At 73.7% G+C, this 15,341-nt stretch carries 17 protein-coding genes; 8 read left to right on the forward strand and 9 right to left on the reverse strand.

What is annotated here, in order from left to right:
• Positions 1 to 30 precede the first annotated feature (30 nt).
• Entirely contained in the window at positions 31 to 921 is an 891-nt protein-coding gene (locus tag ASG83_RS05315) for a site-specific DNA-methyltransferase (RefSeq protein ID WP_055857860.1), read from the reverse strand.
• A 51-nt stretch (positions 922 to 972) separates the two neighbouring features.
• Here ASG83_RS05315 and ASG83_RS13155 point away from each other — a divergent pair.
• The coding region (locus ASG83_RS13155) for an RNA methyltransferase (protein ID WP_156711026.1) at positions 973 to 1,598 on the forward strand (626 nt) is incomplete at its 3' end.
• Positions 1,599 to 2,059: 461 nt separating this feature from the next.
• Here the strand turns inward: ASG83_RS13155 and ASG83_RS05325 are convergent.
• Entirely contained in the window at positions 2,060 to 2,521 is a 462-nt protein-coding gene (locus ASG83_RS05325; RefSeq protein ID WP_055859355.1) for a DUF3253 domain-containing protein, read from the reverse strand.
• A gap of 336 nt (positions 2,522 to 2,857) precedes the next feature.
• Complete coding sequence (locus tag ASG83_RS05330) at positions 2,858 to 4,222, reverse strand: MFS transporter (protein WP_162253785.1); 1,365 nt, start codon at positions 4,220 to 4,222, stop codon at positions 2,858 to 2,860.
• Between the two features lie 103 nt (positions 4,223 to 4,325).
• Here ASG83_RS05330 and ASG83_RS05335 point away from each other — a divergent pair, with 103 nt between their 5' ends.
• Complete coding sequence (locus tag ASG83_RS05335) at positions 4,326 to 4,952, forward strand: TetR/AcrR family transcriptional regulator (protein WP_055857864.1); 627 nt, start codon at positions 4,326 to 4,328, stop codon at positions 4,950 to 4,952.
• Positions 4,953 to 5,011: 59 nt separating this feature from the next.
• Positions 5,012 to 6,298, forward strand: a complete 1,287-nt coding sequence (locus tag ASG83_RS05340) for an adenylosuccinate synthase (RefSeq protein WP_055857866.1) — start codon at positions 5,012 to 5,014, stop codon at positions 6,296 to 6,298.
• A 12-nt stretch (positions 6,299 to 6,310) separates the two neighbouring features.
• On the opposite strand, the gene ASG83_RS05345 is transcribed toward ASG83_RS05340, so the two are convergent.
• Positions 6,311 to 7,108, reverse strand: coding sequence for a glycosyltransferase family 2 protein (locus ASG83_RS05345; RefSeq protein WP_055857868.1), 798 nt, complete (start codon positions 7,106 to 7,108; stop codon positions 6,311 to 6,313).
• Between the two features lie 125 nt (positions 7,109 to 7,233).
• Between ASG83_RS05345 and ASG83_RS05350 the strand changes: the two genes are divergently transcribed.
• Positions 7,234 to 8,154 (forward strand): hypothetical protein, encoded by a 921-nt coding sequence (locus ASG83_RS05350; protein WP_055857870.1) that lies wholly within the window; start codon positions 7,234 to 7,236, stop codon positions 8,152 to 8,154.
• 88 nt (positions 8,155 to 8,242) lie between these two features.
• Here the strand turns inward: ASG83_RS05350 and ASG83_RS05355 are convergent, their stop codons facing one another.
• The gene (locus ASG83_RS05355; protein ID WP_082514795.1) at positions 8,243 to 8,686 is read right to left on the reverse strand and encodes a four-helix bundle copper-binding protein; all 444 of its coding nucleotides are present in this window, start codon (positions 8,684 to 8,686) and stop codon (positions 8,243 to 8,245) included.
• A gap of 123 nt (positions 8,687 to 8,809) precedes the next feature.
• On the opposite strand from ASG83_RS05355, the gene ASG83_RS05360 reads away from it, so the two are divergent.
• The 4 genes from ASG83_RS05360 (at position 8,810) to ASG83_RS05375 (ending at position 11,313) form a co-directional block, all read left to right on the forward strand.
• Positions 8,810 to 9,610 (forward strand): hypothetical protein, encoded by an 801-nt coding sequence (locus tag ASG83_RS05360; protein WP_055857872.1) that lies wholly within the window; start codon positions 8,810 to 8,812, stop codon positions 9,608 to 9,610.
• Positions 9,607 to 9,915, forward strand: coding sequence for a hypothetical protein (locus tag ASG83_RS05365; protein WP_156376697.1), 309 nt, complete (start codon positions 9,607 to 9,609; stop codon positions 9,913 to 9,915). Before ASG83_RS05360 ends, ASG83_RS05365 begins: the two co-directional genes overlap by 4 nt.
• A 65-nt stretch (positions 9,916 to 9,980) precedes the next feature.
• A complete protein-coding gene (locus tag ASG83_RS05370; protein WP_055857875.1) occupies positions 9,981 to 10,307 on the forward strand; it encodes a chorismate mutase in 327 nt (108 codons plus the stop codon).
• Between the two features lie 70 nt (positions 10,308 to 10,377).
• Positions 10,378 to 11,313 (forward strand): DMT family transporter, encoded by a 936-nt coding sequence (locus ASG83_RS05375; RefSeq protein ID WP_055857877.1) that lies wholly within the window; start codon positions 10,378 to 10,380, stop codon positions 11,311 to 11,313.
• Positions 11,314 to 11,347: 34 nt separating this feature from the next.
• Here the strand turns inward: ASG83_RS05375 and ASG83_RS05380 are convergent, their stop codons facing one another.
• From ASG83_RS05380 to ASG83_RS05395, 4 genes are read right to left on the reverse strand one after another with little or no spacing between them, the layout of a single operon-like run.
• Positions 11,348 to 12,823 carry a cation acetate symporter gene (locus ASG83_RS05380; protein WP_055857879.1) on the reverse strand — a complete coding sequence of 492 codons (1,476 nt, stop codon included), beginning with the start codon at positions 12,821 to 12,823 and terminating at the stop codon, positions 11,348 to 11,350.
• Positions 12,820 to 13,236: a hypothetical protein gene (locus ASG83_RS05385; RefSeq protein ID WP_055857881.1), complete on the reverse strand. Its 417-nt coding sequence runs from the start codon at positions 13,234 to 13,236 to the stop codon at positions 12,820 to 12,822. The genes ASG83_RS05380 and ASG83_RS05385 overlap by 4 nt, the downstream gene beginning before the upstream one ends.
• Entirely contained in the window at positions 13,233 to 14,018 is a 786-nt protein-coding gene (locus ASG83_RS05390) for a LytTR family DNA-binding domain-containing protein (RefSeq protein ID WP_055859361.1), read from the reverse strand. The genes ASG83_RS05385 and ASG83_RS05390 overlap by 4 nt, the downstream gene beginning before the upstream one ends.
• Before the next feature lie 33 nt (positions 14,019 to 14,051).
• Positions 14,052 to 15,275 (reverse strand): histidine kinase, encoded by a 1,224-nt coding sequence (locus ASG83_RS05395; protein ID WP_055857883.1) that lies wholly within the window; start codon positions 15,273 to 15,275, stop codon positions 14,052 to 14,054.
• Positions 15,276 to 15,341: the final 66 nt, after the last annotated feature.

The following is a 15,341-nucleotide window of genomic DNA, read 5'->3' on the forward strand; positions in this document are numbered from 1 at the left end:
CCGTCAGGGGGCGGATGCCCCGGCCGCGATTCAGAGGCGCGTCGCCGTGAGCGCGAGGCGGCGCTCGATCACGGCCACGGCATCCGCGCCCGAATCGATGCTGACGCTGCGGCGCCCGAGGGCGCGCGCGGCGGCCGCGGTCGTGCCGCTGCCGGCGAAGGGGTCGAGCACCCAGTCGCCCGGCGCGGTCGACGCCTGGATCATGCGGCGCAGGATGCCGACGGGCTTCTGCGTCGGGTAGCCGGTCTTCTCGCGGCTCGTCGTGCCGACGATCGTGTGCCACCAGACGTCGGTCGGCAGCTTGCCGCGCGCGGCCTTCTCGGGCGTCACGAGCCCCGGAGCCATGTACGGCTCGCGGTCGACCTCGGTCGAGTCGAAGAGGTACCGCTCCGGGTCCTTCACGTAGACGAGGATCGTGTCGTGCTTCGTCGGCCATCGGCTGCGGCTCTTCGCCCCGTAGTCGTAGGCCCAGATGATCTCGTTGAGGAAGCAGTCGCGGCCGAACAGGGCGTCGAGCGCGACCTTCGCGTAGTGCGCCTCGCGGTAGTCGAGGTGCAGGTAGAGGGTTCCGCGGTCGTCGAGCAGGCGGTGGGACTCCTGCAGTCGGGGTGCGAGGAAGGCCCAGTAGTCGGCGAAGCGGTCGTCGTAGCTCGAGAGCGCCTCGACGGTGCGGATGTAGGACTCGCCGCCGAAGCCCTGCCAGGCGGTCGGGGTGGGCGTGCTCTCGTCATCGGCGGCGGATGCGCGGCTGTGGCTCGTCGTGCGGCGCAGCTGCGCGCGGCCCGTGTTGAAGGGCGGGTCGAGGTAGGCCATGCGCATGCTCGAGTCGGGCATCCGTCGCATCGCGGTGAGGTTGTCGGCGTGGATGAGGAGGTCGGGGGAATCGGGGGCCCACAGCGGGGTCGGCTGCGGGCTCGGCATGGGGCGAGGTTAACAGCAGGCGGGCGCCGTACCGCGCTCTAGCCTGGAGCCGTGACCGACCCCGAGCCGCACCCCGAGCGCACGACGCACGGCGTCGGCCCGCACCCCGAGCCGTGGCCGACCGGCCCCGAGTTCGACCCCGAGCTGCTGCGCGACGGCGACACCCGCAACGTCATCGACCGCTACCGCTACTGGAGCATGGAGGCGATCGTCGCCGACCTCGACGCCCGCCGGCACCCGTTCCACGTCGCGATCGAGAACTGGCAGCACGACATGAACATCGGCTCGATCGTGCGGAGCGCCAACGCGTTCCTCGCCGCGGAGGTGCACATCGTCGGCCGCCGGCGCTGGAACAAGCGGGGCGCGATGGTCACCGACCGCTACCAGCACGTGACCCACCACGGGACGATCGCCGACCTCGTGGCGTTCGCCCGGGCATCCTCTCTGCCGATCGTCGCGGTCGACAATGTGGCCGGTTCGGTGCCGGTGGATGCCGCGCCCCTGCCGCGCGAATGCCTGCTGCTGTTCGGGCAGGAGGGCCCCGGCCTCTCGGACGAGGCGCTCGCCGCGGCCGACAGGGTCGTCGAGATCCGGCAGTTCGGGTCGACGCGGTCGATCAACGCGAGCGCCGCCGCCGCGGTCGTCATGCACGAGTGGGTGCGGGTGCACGCGGCGGGNCCCGCCCAGCTCATCCACCAGGAGCACGAGGGGTGGGATGCGGTCTGCCGCGGTGACGGCGGAACCTTCTACCACCACGCGATGACCCCCGACGGCGTGCTCATCGTCGAGGACGGCATCATCGAGCGCGACGCCGCGATCGCCGCCCTCGAGGGGCAGACGTGGGATTCGTACACGATGAGCGAGCACCGCATCGTCCGCCTCGGCGAGCGCGCCGCGGTGCTCGTGTACCGGGTGATCGCGCACCGCGCCAGCCAGGTGCTCGAGCGGCGGATGGCGACGACCTACACGTACGTCGAGGGCCGCTGGCGGGTGGCGGCGCACCAGCAGACGCGGATCCGGTAGGGCGCGGTGCGCCCCGTCGTCCTGATCGCCGTCGTCGCGGTGGTGGTCATCGCCTTCGTGGTGCTGCTCCAGGCTGGAGTGCTCGGGAACGTCGCCACGCCCTGAGCGCGCTCCCTCAGCGGGCGCGGCGCACGCGGATCGGGCCCTTCGCCGTCGACGGGTCGACGACCCGGCCGCCCTGCGTGATCTCGACCTCGCCCGCCGCGACGAGGCGTCGAGCGGCGCGGCGCGCGGGCTCCATCAGCGCGCGCCACGCGTCGTCGCTCGCGTCACCCTGCGCGGCGGCGACCGCTCGCGCCGCCTCGCTCGGGCAGATCGTCGCGGTCGCGGCGCGCTCGCCCAGCAGGCGGCGGATGGTCTCCTCGAGCGCGCGATCGACCGGCCGCACCTTCCTGGCCCGGCAGGCGTCGCTGCAGTAGGCCACGTCGTCCCAGTTCCTCGCCCACGCGGCGCGCCACTCCATGCGGCGCCCGCACGAGCGGCACGCCTTGTCGGCGCGCTCGGCGGCTGAGGTGCTCGGCTGGAGGGAGGTGCCGCGCTCGCGCTCGGAGCTGCGCGGCTGGCGCTGTCGGCCCATGCCCGCCATTCTGCGGGGCGTCGCCGAGCGTGCGCCGAGCATCCTCTGCCGCCTGGTTCCTGCTGCCGGCAGCCCTGGAGGACCCGCGCGGCGATCCCGGGAGGCGGGTGTGCGCAACTCAGGAAGCCGATGCGGCACGCCGGTGGCCGTGCGCGGATTCGCAGGCCGCACGAGAGCCGCGGTCGGTGGCCAGGGGCGACGTTCCTGAGTTGCGCATGTCCGCCCGGCGCGCAGGGCCCGGCTCAGGGGTCGCTGCCGGCCGAGAGGCGCCGCCGCTCAGCGACCGCCGCTGCTCAGCGGGCGCGACGGCGCGTAGTGCGCAGCCACCGCCGCGGCTCAGCGGGCGCGACGCGTGCGCGCGAGCAGCAGCCCGACCGCGGCGATGACCGCCACGGCGACCGCGGTGCCGCCGAAGAGCAGCAGGGCTCCGCCGCTCTCGTAGGCGAGGCCCGAGACGGCGGCCGCGATCGTCGCCGCTCCGAGGCCGATGCCGCGCAGCAGTCCCTGCGCCGAGCCCGCACGGGCCGGGTCGACCGCGTGCGCCATGGCGGCGGCCGCTCCGATGAAGGCGAGCGCCTGACCCGTCGACTCGACGAAGCCCATGCCGGTCGCGATGAACGGGTTCGCGACGAAACCGTAGAGCGTGACGATCGGCAGCAGGATGAGCATGCCGCGCGCGTACGCCGAGACGCCGCCGCGGCGGTCGGCGAGGCGCCCGGCCCACCCGGCGACGAGCACGTAGGGCACGGCGAAGAGCGCGTAGCTGAGCGCGGTGAGCACTGGGTCGGCGCCGATGTCGGCCATGAAGCGAGGCCACACGCCGTCGTAGGATCCGGTGGGCACCATGACGGCCGCGTAGAGCAGCACGATGCCGACGATGCGCGGCGAGCGCAGCAGGTCGAGGCTCGTCCTCGGAGCGCTCGACCCGAACCGCAGCGAGCGGTCGGCGTCGGTGCCGTCGAAGCCCAGCACGCCCGCGGCGATGCCTCCGGTGCGCGGGTGCGGCTCGTCGCCGACGTCAGCGCCGCGGGTCGCGTCGCCGCCGGCGCCGGTCCCCGTGCGCGGATGCCCGTGGCCGCCGCGCACGCGGCCCCCGGCCGTCGAGGCGCTCGCCTCGCGGAACCCGACCAGCACCGGCACGAGGGCGACGAGCACGACGACGGCCGATACGGCGAGGATCGCCGACGGCCCGGCTAAGGTCAGCGCGAGCCCCGAGGCGAGCGGCCCGACGGCGATGCCCGCGAGCTCGGCGGCCCCGAGGCGGCCGAGCAGCTCGCCGCTGCGCCGGTGGTCGTGGCGGACGATGAGGGCGCTCGCGGCGATGACGAAGATGCCGAACCCGAAGCCGCCGACCGCGCGGCCGACGATGAGCTGCCAGCCCTCGGTGGCGGCGGCGCTGAGCCCGAGCGACCCAGCGACGAGAGCCACGCCGATGACGGCCATGAGGCGCGCGTGGCCGCGGTCGGCGGCGGGCGCGACGAGCAGCTCGGCGATGAGCGCGGCGGCGAACCCGGCGGCGGCGAGGTAGCCGACCTCGGCGGTGCTCACTCCGAGCGAGCCCTGCAGCGACGGGATGAGCGGGAAGATCACGAACGAGGCCGACGACAGCAGCACCATCGCGGCGACGACGCTCGGCACGAGGCGCCGTGCGCGACGGTCGGGTGCGCCGCCGGCATCATCGCCCGCGCTCGCTCCGGTCATCGCCCGCTCCATGGTCGTCATTCTCCCGCTCCAAAATTGTCCAACTGGACAACAACGCTAGCACGCCTTATCCGCGCGGACAACGAGCGCCTATGCTCGAGCCGTGGCCGAACGGAAGAGCTCCGAGGAGCGTCGCGAGCAGATCATCGGCGCGACCCTGCGACTGGTCGCGCGCAAGGGCTTCGCGAGCGTGACGCTGCGCGACGTCGCGGCCGAGGTCGGCATCGTGCACGGCCTGATCCGCCACTACTTCGCCAGCCGGGACGAGCTCGTCGCGGCGGCCTTCGACCACGCCGTGACCGCCGAGCTCGCGAGCGACGAGGCCATGCTCGCGGGCCTCGACCCGATCGCCGCGCTCGCCGCGTGGTTCTCCACGACCCCGGAGGACCACTACCTCGTCTGGATCGACGCGTGGAGCGAGGCCCCGCGCAACCCCGCCCTCGCCGCCGCCGTGCTGCGTCACCACAGCGATTGCGAGCGGATCCTCGCCGACGTGATCCGGCGCGCGGTCGCCGCGGGAGCCGCATCCAGCCTCGACGTCGACGCCGACTCGCGCATGCTCACGGCGCTCGCCGACGGCATGGCCGTGCAGCACCACGCGATGGGCATGGTGGATGCCGCGGCCGCCGATGAGATCGTCTTCGCCGCCGTCGAGGCTCGCCTCGCGATCGCGCCCGGCACCCTCGCGGCGGCGGACCGCGCGCCCGCGCGCGGCCAGTGGCTCGGCTGAGCCGCGCGGCACCCCGATAGGCTGGGGTGCAATCCCATTCCGATCCGAAGGGACCCCCTATGCCAGCCGCCGTCATCATCGGCGCCCAGTGGGGCGACGAGGGCAAGGGCAAGGCGACCGACCTCCTCGCCGGCCGCATCGACTACGTCGTCAAGTTCAACGGCGGCAACAACGCCGGGCACACGGTCGTCATCGGCGACGAGAAGTACGCCCTGCACCTGCTGCCGAGCGGCATTCTCACCCCGGGCGTGACGCCCGTCATCTCCAACGGCGTCGTCATCGACATCGAGGTGCTCTTCGAGGAGCTCGAGGCGCTCAGCGCGCGCGGCGTCGACGTGTCGAAGCTGCGCATCAGCGCCAACGCGCACGTGATCACGCACTACCACCGCACGCTCGACAAGGTCACCGAGCGCTTCCTCGGCAAGCGCCAGATCGGTACGACCGGCCGCGGCATCGGCCCGACGTACGCCGACAAGATCAACCGCGTGGGAATCCGCATGCAGGATCTCTTCGACGAGAACATCCTGCGGCAGAAGGTCGAGGGCGCGCTCGACCAGAAGAACCACCTGCTCGTGAAGGTCTACAACCGCCGCGCGATCACGGTCGACGAGATCGTCAGCGACCTGCTGTCGTACGCCGACCGGCTGCGACCCATGGTCGTCGATACGGCTCTCGAGCTGCACCAGGCGCTCGAGCGCGGCGAGACCGTGCTCTTCGAGGGCGGTCAGGCCACGATGCTCGACGTCGATCACGGCACCTACCCCTTCGTCACGTCCTCGAGCGCGACGAGCGGCGGCGCCGCGACAGGCTCAGGCATCGCGCCCAACCGCATCGACCGCGTCATCGGAATCGTCAAGGCGTACACGACCCGCGTCGGCGCCGGCCCGTTCCCGACCGAGCTGTTCGACGAGTGGGGCGAGTTCCTCCGCGCCAACGGCCACGAGTTCGGCACGACGACGGGCCGCCCGCGCCGCTGCGGCTGGTACGACGCCCCGATCGCCCGCTACTCGGCGCGCATCAACGGCGTGACCGACTACGTGATGACGAAGCTCGACGTGCTCACCGGCCTCGAGACGATCCCGGTCTGCGTCGCCTACGACGTCGACGGCGTGCGGGTCGACGAAGTGCCGGTGTCGCAGAGCGACTTCCACCACGCGACGCCGATCTACGAGGAGTTCCCCGGCTGGTCGGAGGACATCTCGGGCGCGCGCACGTTCGAGGACCTCCCGAAGAACGCGCAGGACTACGTGCTCGCGATCGAGGCGATGAGCGGCGCGCGCATCTCCGCGATCGGAGTGGGCCCCGGCCGCGATGCGATCATCGCGCGGCACGACCTGCTCGACTGAGCCGGTCGCGACTCAGGCGACGCGCGACGCCGCACTCAGGGCCGCGCGCCGCCGCACCGAGCGCTGAGCGCGCAGGCGGCGCACGTGCCGCCCGAGCGGGTGCTCCTGCGGCCAGTGCCGCGCGAGCGTGTACATGCCGCGCCAGCCGCGGCGCAGCATCGACGGCACGTGCTCGAGCGGGCGCGCCGAGACGGGGAGCGTGAGCCGGTCGTCGAAGAGCACGATCGCGTCCGGGCCGAGGTGCACGCTGAGATCCATGTCGTCGTGCACGTCGGCGTCGTGCCGGCAGACCTCGTCGCCGACGCGCTCCCACACCGAGCGCCGCAGCGCCATCGCCGACCCGAACACGGGCAGGTTCGCGAGCGCCCAGCGCACGAGCACGAAGTACGGCCCGAGGTAGAGGCGCGACCGCACGGGCTGCGACTCGCCCTCGTCCGTCTCGAGCAGACCGCTGCCGGTGAGCGCGTCCGCCTCCGGATGCTCGGCGAACAGCCGCTGCACCGTGGCGACCCACTCGGGCCCGGGCCGACTGTCGGAATCGAGGCGCGCGATGATGTCGCCGACCGCGGCGTCGTACCCGGTCGCGCTCGCGATGGGGATGCCCACCTGGAGCTGCTCGACGACGCGAGCCCCGTGACGCCGAGCGACGGCCGCGCTCTCATCGGTGCTGCCGTTGTCGACGACCACGATCTCGAGCGGCGGAGACGTCTGCACCGCGAGAGCGCGCAGGCACCGCTCGAGGTAGCCGGCGTCGTCGCGCACCGGGATCACGACCGAGACGGTGGGCTCCGCACGGGCGGGCTCGGTCATCCAGGGGTCCTTCCGATCGGGGGCGCGGAGGTCGACTGCTCCGCGCGCACACCCGACCTCATCGAAGCGTCGCACGCCTGTCAATCCCCTGTTCGCCATTCTTGCGCGCACCTACCGTCGCTACTATGACCACCCGCATCGCCCCCGCCGCGCGCTCGACGCGCGCCCCCATGGCCATCCCCACTCCTCGCGGCCCCGTGAGCGCCGCGGTCGTCGCCGTCGTCACCGGCCCGATCGACCTTCCCCCGATCGTCTCGTCGTTGGATGCTCAGGTCGAGCGCGCCGTCATCAACAGCCGCGACATCCTGACCGACGACGACCTGCAGCTCGCGCTCCTCTTCCTCCACGCGCTCGGCGACGGCGGCATCGTCGGCGTCGACCCGCGCTGGGCCGACGACGGCATCCTCGCCGACGTGCGCCGGACTCTCGAGTCGGCGCTCGAGGAGGCCCTGCGCGACCGGTTGTCGCGCGCGCCGATCGTGGCCGACGGCACCGACCGCCTCGCCGCCTTCCTCGCCGCAGAGGCGACGACCGCCGAGCTCGACGAGTTCCTCGCCATCGCCGCCGTCTCGGCGACGTGCGAGTCGATGCCCGAGCTCGCCACCGCCCTCGAGGGCGCGGGGCTCGACTGCTCGCCCGGGCACTACGTCGACGCCGTCGACGTCCGGGTGATCACGGCGCGCACGACGGCGACGATGCTCGCCGCCACGGCCCTGCGCGGGCGCTCCGCGGTCGCCGCCCAGCTGCCTCCGCTCGCGGGCTGCATCGTCGCCGCGGCCGGGCGCCTCGGCGTCGAGCTGGCAGTGGACGACGCCGCCGCCCCCGTGCGCACCGACGCCCGTCGGTTCGCCCGCGACGCGCGTCGACTCGTCGACCACCTGGCCGCCGCCCACACCCTCGACGCGTGGATGCACGCCGAGAGCGCCCTGCGCCCGTGCGAGCTCATCGAGCAGGACGGCGTGCTGAGCGCGGCCGCCCTGGCGCTGCGCGATGTCGACGTCCCCGCCGACGGCCGCGGAGCCCGCGAGCTCGAGAACGCTCACTGACACCGGCTCCCCGGCGCGAGCGGCGCGGACTCCCGAGCTGTCGGGGTCCGCGCCGCTCGTCGTGAGGGCGAGATGCCTCGTCGCCGCGTCAGCGGCCGATGACGGCGAGCAGCGCCTCGCAGGCCTTCTCGCAGCGGCGGCACGCCTCGGCGCACAGCGTGCAGTGCTCGTGGTGGCCGGCGTGCTGCTCGCACTCCTCGGCGCACGAGCGGCAGGCCTCGATGCACGCCCGCAGCTGGGCGCGCATGATCGACGAGTGCTCCTCGGGCGCGCCGGCCACGGCCTGCGTCGTGGCCGCGCAGATCGCGGCGCACAGCAGGTCGACGCGCACGCACTCGAGCATCGCGGTCGGGTCCTCCTCGCTCAGGCACGCGTCGGCGCACACCGTGCACGCGGTCGCGCAGTCGGCGAGAGCCTGCAGCGCCTCGGCGTACGCGCGGCCCTCCGCGCCGGAACGGGGGTGGCTGAGCGCGATGCGCTCGATGAGGGTCGACGCGGTCGACGGGTCGGGGGATGCGGCGTGATCAGTCATGCGCGGAACCGTAACCCCGAGCATCCGTCGCCCCCACCCCGTTGCCGGAGCCGGGATCCGCAGGTACGGTGACCCCCGTTCGCGGGAACGCGAGCGCCTCGCCGCGAGGCGTACCATGCGGCCATGGGGAATCGGGGACTCACTGCGCTCGCCGCCGGCACCGCCGCGGCCGTGCTCGTCATCGGAGGGATCGGGACGGCGGCGTACGCGTCGGACGTCCGTACGACCGTCGAGACGGCGCTCTCATCGCTCGGAGTGCAGGCGAGCGAGGAGCTCGTCGACGACCTGGTCGAGGATGACGCGCTCGATGACGCCCTCGAGGACGACGGAGTCACGGACGGCGACGACGCCGAGGGCGACGAGGCCGAGGGCGGCGACGCCGAGTCGACCGATGAGGAGCTCGAGGAGTCCTTCCTCGCCTGGAACGAGCGCGCCGAGCTCTGGCGCACGGCCTTCGCCGAGGTCAAGACCGAGTTCGACGCCTGCCGCGCCGAGGCCGAGGGCGGCAAGGGCGACTGCGCCGTCGCGTTCTCCGGGCGCCTGCAGGTCGCGTTCGCCGAGACGCTCGTGGAGTTCCTCGAGTCGCAGAGCGCGGCCATCGCCGCCCTCCCCGAGGAGGACCGCGCCGCCGCGCAGGAGGAGCTCGACCGACGTCTCTCGAAGGCGATCGACAAGCTCGACCGCACGCAGGCGCGCGTCGCGGACCGCGACGCCGCCCGCCTCGAGCGCGCCATGACGAAGCTCGGCGCCGACGAGGAGTCGACCGACGCGGACGCCGAGTCGCCGTCCGACACCGGCAGCGCCGGCAAGCCCGGCAAGCCCGGGAAGCCGGAGAAGCCCGGCAAGCCGGACAAGGTCGGTGGCTCGGGCAACGGCGGCGGGGGCGGCAAGCCCGACCACGCCGGCAAGCCCGGCGGGAAGTGATGCGGGCGAGGGCATCCCTCGCCGCATCGATGGCGCTGCTCGCCGCGATCGCGCTCGCGGGCTGCGCGGGTGAGGCCGAGGCCGCTCCGAGCCCGCACCCGACGCTCGTGCGCGAGCTGCCGAGCGACCTGAGCGCGCGCGGCGTCCTGCTGGCCGCGGTGCTGCTGAGCGAGGGCGACGTCGAACGGGCCGTCGCCGACGGGCTCGTGACGCCGGCGGAGGTCGACGAGGCGATCCGCGCGATCGAGCGCGAGGAGCTCGACGTCTGGGCGCAGCGCGCCGAGACCGAGATCGCCGAGGACTGAGGCCCCCGACGGAGCGCCGCCTCGGACGGGGCGTCGCCGAGCCCCGCGCGGGATACGCTCGGAGCATGGACGACGCGGCCCTCGGCGAGCTCGGCTCGCTGCGCAAGAGCATCGACAACATCGACGCGGCGCTCGTGCACCTGCTCGCCGAGCGGTTCAAGTGCACGCAGACCGTCGGACGCCTCAAGGCCGCCGTCGGCCTGCCCGCCTCCGACCCTGACCGCGAGCGCATCCAGATCGCGCGGCTGCGGGCCCTCGCCGAGGAGGCCGAGCTCGACCCCGCGTTCGCGGAGAAGTTCCTGAGCTTCATCGTCGCCGAGGTGATCCACCACCACGAGCAGATCGCCTCGACGGGCACGATCTCGACCGAGCCGGGGGCGCCGCAGGCGTAGCGGCGGCGGCTTTCGGCCGTCGCGCTCGCGAGCGGCAGCCGGCGTCGTGGCGAGGCGCTAGCGTCGGGGCGTGACCGACACGACCGACGCGCCGCGGGCATCCGCCGCGCCCCGCGAGGGCTGGGTCGCGACGCAGTTCGCGCTCAGCGGGCTCGTGTGGGGCGCGAGCTTCCTGTTCATCGCGATCGCGCTCACCGGCATGACGCCGGTGCAGGTCGCCGCCGGCCGGGCTCTGCTCGGAGCGCTCACGCTCGGGCTCATCGTCCTCGTCACCCGCGACCGACTGCCCGCCTGGGGGCCCATCTACGGGCACCTCGCCGTCGTCGGCGTGACGTTCTGCGTGCTGCCGTACCTGCTGTTCGCGTGGGCGCAGCAGTACGTCGCCTCGGGGCTCGCGAGCGTCTACAACGCGACGACGCCGATCATGACGGCGATCATCGCCGCCCTCGTGCTGCGGGTCGAGCGGCTCACGCGCGCGCAGGTCATCGGCATCGCGATCGGCATCGTCGGGGTGATCGTCATCATCGGGCCGTGGCGCGGCATCGAGCTCGGCGGCGACCTCGTGCCGCAGCTCGCGATGCTCGGGGCGACCGCCTGCTACGGGTTCAGCCTGTCGTACATGCGGCGCTTCCTCACCGGCACGGGCGTCTCGGCGGTGTCGTTCACGTTCGTCTACATCGGCATCGCGGCCGTGGTGCTGCTCGCGCTCGCGCCCGTCGTGAGCCCCTCGCCGATGACGCTCGACGCGTCGGTGATCGTCGCGATCGTGCTGCTCGGAGCTCTCGGCACCGGCTTCGCCTACGTGTGGAATCAGAACGTCGTGCGCGCATGGGGGGCCACCCGGGCCGCGACCGTCACGTACATCACGCCCGTCGTCGGGGTCCTGCTCGGCATCGTCGTGCTCGGCGAGGTGCTCGTGTGGAACGAGCCCGTCGGCGCGCTGCTCGTGATCGTCGGCGTGCTGCTCGCGCAGCGCCGACTGCGCTGGCCGCGCCGGGCGGGCTGAGGGCGCGCGCCGGCTGATCGCGGCGGCACCGCGACTACGCGACGGGCTCGGGCGCGTGCAGCCGCGCGAGGACGCGGTCGGCTCCGCGGGGCGCGCGGCGCCGGTCGAGGCGCGACACGACCACGGTGAGGGCGAACGCGAGAGGCACCGTCCACGCCGCGGGCTGAGCGAGCGCGGCCAGCACGCCCGACGGCCAGCCCCCGCCAGCCGCCAGGAGCGGCCCGAGCAGGATCGCTGTGCCGCAGAAGAGGGCGCCCCCGAGCATCCCCACGATTGCGCCGCGCGCCGTCAGCCCCCGCCACCAGATGCCGAGCACGAGCACCGGGCACAGGGTCGACGCCGTGAAGGCGAACACGAGCCCGACGCTGCCGGCGAGCCCGCCCGGCTCGAGCGCGAGCGCGACGGCGAGCGGCACGAGCGAGGAGGCGATCGCCGCGATGCGGAAGCCGCGCACCGAGCCGCCCGCGAGCTCCTGCGAGATGACGCCGGCGAGCGAGACGACGAGGCCCGAGGTCGTCGAGAGGAAGGCGCCGAAGGCTCCCGCGATGACGAGCGCGGTGAGCACGTCGCCGAGCAGCCCGCCGATGACCATGCCGGGGAGCAGCAGCACGAGGGCGTCGGCCTCGCCCGAGCTCGCGAGCTCGGGGGCGAGCGCTCGGCCCAGCAGCCCGATGACCGTCGGGAAGACGTAGAACACCGACAGCAGCCCGAGCACGATGAGGGTCGTGCGCCGCGCCGCCGCGCCGTCGGGGTTCGTATAGAAGCGGACGAGCACGTGCGGCAGGCCCATCGTGCCGAGCAGCAGCGCGATGACGAGCGACACCGTCGAGTACGCGTCGAGGGATGCGGGGCCCAGCGCCGCCGGGAACGCGACCGCCGCGTCGACGGCCGGTCCGCCATCGCGGCCCACCGTGATGAGCAGCAGGACGGCCGGCACGGCGATCGCCGTGAGCTTGAGCCAGAACTGGAACGCCTGCACGAACGTGATGGAGCGCATGCCGCCCGCGGCGACGATGAGACCCACGATGATCGACACCGCGACGGCGCCCATCCACGACGGCAGCCCGGTCGTGATGCGGATCGTGAGCGCCGCGCCCTGCAGCTGCGGCACGATGTAGAACCACCCGATGAGGATCACGAGCACCGTCGTGAGGCGCCGCACGGCGAGCGACTCGAGTCGCGCGCCCGTGAAGTCGGGGATCGTGTACGCCCCCGACCGCCGAAGCGGCGCCGCGACGAACAGCAGCAGCATGAGGTAGCCGGCCGTGTACCCGATCGGGAACCACAGCCCGCCCGTCCCCTGCAGCAGGATCAGCCCCGCGATGCCGAGCACGCTCGCCGCCGACAGGTACTCTCCGCCGATCGCCGACGCGTTCCACCAGGGACGGACGGTGCGCGAGGCGACGTAGAAGTCCTGCGTCGTGCGCGATATGCGCAGCCCGAAGAAGCCGATGAGGGCCGTCGCGATCGTGACCGCGGCGATCGCGACGTACCCGAGGACGGGGTTCACGGCTCCGCCCCCGAGCTCATGAGCGAGCGGTAGCCGGCCTCGTTGCGGGTGCTCGCGACGACGAAGATGACGGCGAACGCGAGGATGGCCGGGTAGGCCCCGAACGCCAGCAGCAGCCAGGACGCGGGGGCGCCGACGATGACGACCGCGTCGAGGGCGGGGGCGGCGGCGAGGACGAGCCAGAGCATCCCGAGGCTCACGATGAAGCCGCTCGCGCAGATGATCGCGAGGCGCAGCTGCGACCGGATGAGCGAGCGCACGTAGACGGTCGCCGTGTCGCTGCGCTCGATCGACGGATGCTCCGCCGGGGCCGCGATGGGCTCGCCGGGTCTCGGCGCCGTCACCCGCACGCGCTCGGGCCGCGCGGGGCCGGGGCTCGACGCGGGCGCCGGCTGCTCGTGCGCCTCGCTCACGCCCGCGGCCGGATGCGGTTGGCGGCGACGCGGTCGCGCAGGGCGGGCAGCAGGCGACGGCTCACGGGCAGCTCGGTGCCGCCGACGAGCACGGTCGGGCTGCTCGCCCCCAGGCGCAGGCGCGACACGTGGGTGAGCGACACGAGGTACGAGCGGTGGATCCGCACGAAGCCGGCGGCCGACCACTGCCGCTCGAGGTCGCTCATGGGCACGCGCACCAGGTAGCTGCCGTCGTCGGTGTGAAGGCGCGCGTAGTCGCCCTGCGCCTGCACGAACTGGATCGAGTCCTGCCGGATCATGCGCGTCGTGCCGCCGAGGCTCACGGCGACGAGGGCGGGGGTGCTCGCCGTGGGCGGTGCCGCGGGCGCGGTGACGGGCGCTGCCGCGGCGGGCGCGTCGGCGCTCGACTCGATCGAACTCGCCGCACGCGCATCCAGCAGCCGCCCCACGGCGCGCGCGAGCCGCTCCGAGCGCACGGGCTTCAGCACGTAGTCGACCGCCGAGAGGTCGAAGGCCTCCAGCGCGCGCTCCTCGTCGGCGGTGACGAACACGAACGGCGGGCGGCGGTCGAAGTGGCCGACCGCGCGGGCGAGGTCGATGCCGCTCAGGCCCGGCATGTGGATGTCGAGGAACACGGCGTCGATCGTCTCCTGCGTGAGGATGCGCAGGGCGTCGGCGCCGTTCGACGCGCGGTGGATCGTGCCGATGCGCTCGTCGTGCCCGAGCAGGTACGCGAGCTCATCGAGCGCCGGCTGCTCGTCGTCCGCGACGAGCACGGTCATCGGGTCGGTCACGGCTCACATCCTCGCACTGCGTCAGCTGCTCGGGCCGGGGGCGGTCGTGTTCTGCGGCTGCGACTTCGGCACGCGCATGCTCACGAGCGTGCCCGCATCGAGGTTCGTCTCGACCACGAGCCCGTGCTCGTCGCCGTAGAGCTGCCGCAGCCGGGCATCCACGTTGCGAACGCCCACGTGATCGGCCGACGGCCGCCCGGCGAGGATGCCCCGCAGGCGCTCGGGATCGATCCCGACCCCGTCGTCCTCGACCTCGATGAGCGCGAACGCGCCCGCGTCGCTCGCCCGGATCGTGATGCTGCCGCCGTCGGGCTTCGGCTCCAGGCCGTGCCGCACGGCGTTCTCGACGAGCGGCTGCACGCTCAGGAACGGGATGACCGTGCTGAGCACCTCGGGCGCGACCTGCAGCGTGAGGGTCAGGCGCTCGCCGAAGCGTGCACGCTCGAGCTGCAGGTAGCTGTCGACGCTGCGCAGCTCGTCGGCGAGCGTCGTGAAGTCGCCCTGCCGGCGGAAGGAGTACCGCGTGAAGTCGGCGAACTCGAGAACGAGGTCGCGCGCCCGCGGCGGGTTCGTGGTGATCGTGCTGGCGATCGCCGTGAGCGCGTTGTAGATGAAGTGCGGGCTGATCTGACTGCGCAGCGCCTTCACCTCGGCCTCGGCGAGCGCGGCGCGGCTCGCGTCGAGCTCGCCGAGCTCGAGCTGCGCCGCGAGCCACTCGGCCACCTCGCCCGTCGCGCGCACGAGCCCCGGACGGACCGTGGGCGAGAACGCGACGATCGCCCCCGCGGTGCGGTCGCCGGCGATGATCGGGGCGGCCACGGCGTCCGTCGCCTGGATCCCCCTGCCGGTCGGGTCGATGCCGCGGAAGACCTGCGGCCGGTCGCCGGCGCGCACCTCGGCCGCGAGCCCCTCGGCCGTCTCGCGCAGGTGCTCGGCGAGCCGCTGGTCGGCGGGGCCGGCATCGATGGCGAGGACTCCGTGGTCGTCGGCGAGGGCGAGGACGCGGCAGTCGAGCAGCTGGCGCAGCGGGCGGACGGCGCGCTGCGGGTCGCCCGTGTCGAGTCCGCCGCGCACGTGCGTCGCCGCCTGGCTCGCGAGGTGCAGGGTCGAGTAGGTCGCGCGCTCGGCCGCCGTGCCCATCTCGCGCGAGAGGCGCACGACCCGCCACGCGACGACGAGCAGCACCGCGGCGGCGATGCCGACGAGCACGCCGATGGCGAGGGCGAGCAGGACGGACGCGGTCACGGCACCACGGTAGGCGATGCGGGGCGGCCGGGTGCGCGGCCGACGGCGGCCGGATCGCCGTTCGTC

The sequence above is a fragment of the Yonghaparkia sp. Soil809 genome (assembly GCF_001429705.1).
In the GTDB taxonomy this organism is placed as follows: Bacteria; Actinomycetota; Actinomycetes; order Actinomycetales; family Microbacteriaceae; genus Microcella.